Here is a 305-nt window from a genome sequence, read left to right on the forward strand (position 1 = left end):
TAGAGCATCTGACTTTTAATCAGAGGGTCGAAGGTTCGAATCCTTCATGGCTCACTTTTGTTTTTTCCGCGCGGTCGTGGCGGAACGGCAGACGCGCTAGGTTGAGGGCCTAGTGGGGGAAACCCCGTGGAGGTTCAAGTCCTCTCGGCCGCATCAAAAAAATCTTAAAAAAAGTACTTGCATTTGAAAATGTAGTATGATAAGATAATTGAGTCGCCAAAATACAACGACGAAAAAACATCATGAATAAGCGCCCGTAGCTCAATTGGATAGAGCGTTTGACTACGGATCAAGAGGTTAGGGGT

Annotated in this window: 1 tRNA gene; it reads left to right on the forward strand. The window is 45.9% G+C overall.

The window, feature by feature from the left end:
• Positions 1–70: 70 nt before the first annotated feature.
• Positions 71–153: transfer RNA gene (locus ACODS7_RS32985), tRNA-Leu, on the forward strand.
• The last annotated feature ends 152 nt before the right edge of the window (positions 154–305 follow it).

The sequence above is a fragment of the Bacillus sp. FG16 genome, assembly GCF_057809515.1.